This is a genomic window from Mycobacterium sp. (genome assembly GCF_036490025.1).
Lineage (GTDB): Bacteria > Actinomycetota > Actinomycetes > Mycobacteriales > Mycobacteriaceae > Mycobacterium.
In genome coordinates, this window is the sequence record NZ_DASXEP010000136.1 from 1 (window position 1) to 3,076 (window position 3,076).

Sequence of the window (3,076 nt, forward strand, 5' to 3'; positions counted from 1 at the left end):
TTCGAGACTTTCCTGGCGCATCAGCCATCGTTACGGTGGCCTCATTCTGTGACATGCGATCTCCGTTCTGCGTGTGTCGTCGCACCGCCACAGCCCCTGGCTAACCCGCAATGCCTCGGTCGGCGGCACAAGTTGGTCGAGAAGGAGGTCCGGGCGTTGGCGGTCGCGGCTCAGATCAACGCCCACTATCGGTGCGCATGGGGTGAGTTGTCCTCATCCGGGCGTGCAATTCACCCGGGTGAGAGGCCGGCGAGAAGACGGATCTGCGGTGCAGATTCTCGACCATGGCGCGGTCGAGACGAGCCGACCTGAACGGTCGCCGCCCACAGGACCGGCCAATCAGTTCTCATTGCCTCCCACTGTGTTTGGGGTTTCGCCTCTGATGGTGGCGATGGCCGCCGCGTCCTCCACCGCGACTTGGTTGGCGGCGCGCAGTACAGCACGCACGTCGCCGGCGGGTATGACCGCAGCGCCGGAGGCGTCGGCGAAGACGTAGTCGCCGGGACGGACCGCCACCCCGGCGATCACCACAGGACGGTTCGCCTCGTACGGGGTGACGGCATCGCCGCCCGCCCGCGTTGTTTCGCCTCGGCAATAGACGGCGAGGTCGTAGAGTTCGAGCTCGGCGAAGTCGCGCAGCCGCCCGTCCGCGAGAATGCCGGCGAGCCGATGGTTTTGAACACGCGACAGCTTTGTCCCACCGCCCAGTGACGCTTCGGTGTAGCCGTTGCTGGCCAGCACCAGCACATGCCCGTCGGCACCGCCTTCGATGGCGTCGTAGAACATCCTCTTGAAGTTGTAGCGCTCGGGCGGGAGAGCGGCCCGGCACGCCGGCAAGTAGGAGATCGTCACGGCGGGGCCGAAGAGCCGACAACCGGGTGTCGGGCTCACCAGGTCGAGGAGATGACACCGATGTTGGTGCCGCCGCCCCATGGCGTCCACGATGTCGGCGGTGCGCACGCGACCGGCGAGTGCGTCGAGGGACTCCATCAGCGGGCCGGGATCGGGACACGCCAGGACTGGGCGCCGTGGAAGTCGAGCCACACATCGGTGGGCGTTTGCACCAGCCGGGCCAGGGCGTGGTCGCAACCCGGGCAGCGCACCACGATGCCGGGCCCGCGGTGATAGACGTGACTCTCGGCGAAGGCCCTGGCGCGACCACATCCCGCGCAGGTCAGCGTCGCGGTGGTGACATCGAATCCCAGCACGTCCGCGAAGGCACCCGCGGCCGCGTTCCCGTCGACGTGCGTTGGTTCGGTCATCATTCCTCGTTCCTGGATTAGCTGCTCGGCCCGAAACGCTCGGTCCGGATGGCTGACGGCTGATGCCCCTGCTCAATCAGCTTCGCGGTCACCGATTCCACAAATCCCGTTGGACCGCAAACGTAGACGCGTGTGCCATGATCGGAGGTCCATCCGGTCGGCGCGAGGTCGCCGTAGCCGACCCGGCGGGGCGGCCGCGCGGTCTCTGATGTGGCCGTGCGGGTGTAGACCAGCGCGACCTGCAGCGAGCCACATTCGCGCTCGAGCCGGCCCAGCTCTTGGGCGTAGTACACGTCGGCGGGACTCCGCACCGAATAGACCAGCCGAAAGTCGGCGTTACCCGACACCACCCGCTGTCGCAACATGGCCATCAACGGCACGATTCCCGATCCGCCGCCGACGAGCAGAACCCGAGCCTCCTCGTCCGGCCGCCAGACGAACCAGCCGCCGATGGGTCCGCGAAGTTCGATCTCGTCGCCGGCAGGAAGCCCGACGAGGTAGGGCGAGACCTCTCCGTCGGCGATCCGCTGCACGGTCAGTTCGATGCGCTCACCGTCGACGGGTCTGCTCAATGAGTAGCTGCGTTGCGCGCTGTACCCGTCCTCGGCGGTCAGCTTGAGATCAATGTGCTGGCCGGCCAAGTGGCCGCTCCAGCCCGGCACGGTCAGCCCAATCGTTTGCGCAGACGCGGTCTCGGGTTCAGAGTCCACCACACGCGCGACCCGCCAGTGCAACTTCGGTTTCACGTCGGCGTCCACAGCCGTCGTCAATCCCCGGCGTAGCGTTGTTCTTGCCACGGGTCGCCGTAGCTGTGGTAGCCCAACTGCTCCCAGAAGCCCGGTGCGTCGCTGTCGCGCAATTCGATGGATCTCACCCACTTCGCGGACTTCCAGAAATACAGGTGCGGCACCAGCAGCCGTGCCGGGCCGCCGTGCACCGCGCTAAGCGGTGCGCCCTGGTACGCGTAGACGATCCAAGCCTTACCACCGAGAAGGTCGCCCAACGGAAGATTGGTGGTGTAGCCCCCGTAGGAACCGACCAGTGCGAATCCGGCAGCGGTGTCGGTCGATTCGAAAAGTGTGTCCAGAGAAACGCCTTCCCACTTGGTATTCAGCTTGGACCACGTAGTGACGCAGTGGATGTCGACAGTGAGCCGCTCGCTGGGCAATAGCTTCAGCTGGGCCCAGGTCCATACGCGTTCGGCGCCACATGCGTCGCGGATGGTGAACCGCCAACGATCGAGATCGATCCGCGGAGTCGGTCCTGCTTGTAAGACAGGGAAGTCCGCGGTCAGATGCTGACCGGGCGGCAACCCGTGGGCCGACTCAGCGCGGCGTCCGCGAAAGCCTTTGTTGACGATACTCATTGGCGCTCCGTGTCGTAGCGATTAGTCCAGATCATCGTGAGCTATCAGCCGTCGGGCTGCCTCGGTGATCGAGCCCGACAGCGACGGGTAGATGGCAAATGTCTCCGCCAGCTCGTTGACCGTAATGCGGTTTTGCACGGCCACCGCGATAGGCAGGATCAGCTCCGAGGCGATCGGGGCGACCACCACACCGCCGATCACCACGCCGGTGGCGTGCCGGCAGAACAACTTGACGAAACCGTGACTCAGCTCCGACATTTTGGCGCGCGCATTGGTTTCCAGTGGCAGCATGATGGTCCGGGCCAGCACCGAGCCGTCGTCGATCGCCGTCTGCGGAACGCCGACCGCCGCGATCTCGGGCCGGGTGAACACCGTCGCCGCGACGGTGCGCAGCCGGATCGGGCTGACGGCCTCCCCCAGCGCGTGATACATCGCGATCCGGCCCTGC

At 66.0% G+C, this 3,076-nt stretch carries 4 protein-coding genes and 1 pseudogene; all 5 read right to left on the reverse strand.

The features are described 5' to 3' along the window. Positions 1 to 339: 339 nt before the first annotated feature. Positions 340 to 990, reverse strand: coding sequence for an RraA family protein (locus VGG53_RS15310; RefSeq protein WP_331518912.1), 651 nt, complete (start codon positions 988 to 990; stop codon positions 340 to 342). Then, on the reverse strand, positions 990 to 1,265 hold the full coding sequence (locus tag VGG53_RS15315) for a DUF6510 family protein (protein ID WP_331518913.1): 276 nt from the start codon (positions 1,263 to 1,265) through the stop codon (positions 990 to 992). The genes VGG53_RS15310 and VGG53_RS15315 overlap by 1 nt, the downstream gene beginning before the upstream one ends. Positions 1,266 to 1,279: 14 nt before the next feature. Further along, the gene (locus VGG53_RS15320; protein WP_331518914.1) at positions 1,280 to 2,020 is read right to left on the reverse strand and encodes a ferredoxin reductase; all 741 of its coding nucleotides are present in this window, start codon (positions 2,018 to 2,020) and stop codon (positions 1,280 to 1,282) included. Positions 2,021 to 2,028: 8 nt separating this feature from the next. After that, the gene (locus VGG53_RS15325) at positions 2,029 to 2,628 is read right to left on the reverse strand and encodes a sulfite oxidase-like oxidoreductase (protein ID WP_331518915.1); all 600 of its coding nucleotides are present in this window, start codon (positions 2,626 to 2,628) and stop codon (positions 2,029 to 2,031) included. Positions 2,629 to 2,649: 21 nt separating this feature from the next. Continuing rightward, a pseudogene (locus VGG53_RS15330) lies at positions 2,650 to 3,076 on the reverse strand (NAD(P)H-quinone dehydrogenase); the annotation flags it as partial.

Bases quoted from the DNA above. Each gene is read 5' to 3' on its own strand.
- VGG53_RS15310 (WP_331518912.1), bottom strand. From the start codon at position 990: ATGGAGTCCCTCGACGCACTCGCCGGTCGCGTGCGCACCGCCGACATC.
- VGG53_RS15315 (WP_331518913.1), bottom strand. From the start codon at position 1,265: ATGATGACCGAACCAACGCACGTCGACGGGAACGCGGCCGCGGGTGCC.
- VGG53_RS15325 (WP_331518915.1), bottom strand. From the start codon at position 2,628: ATGAGTATCGTCAACAAAGGCTTTCGCGGACGCCGCGCTGAGTCGGCC.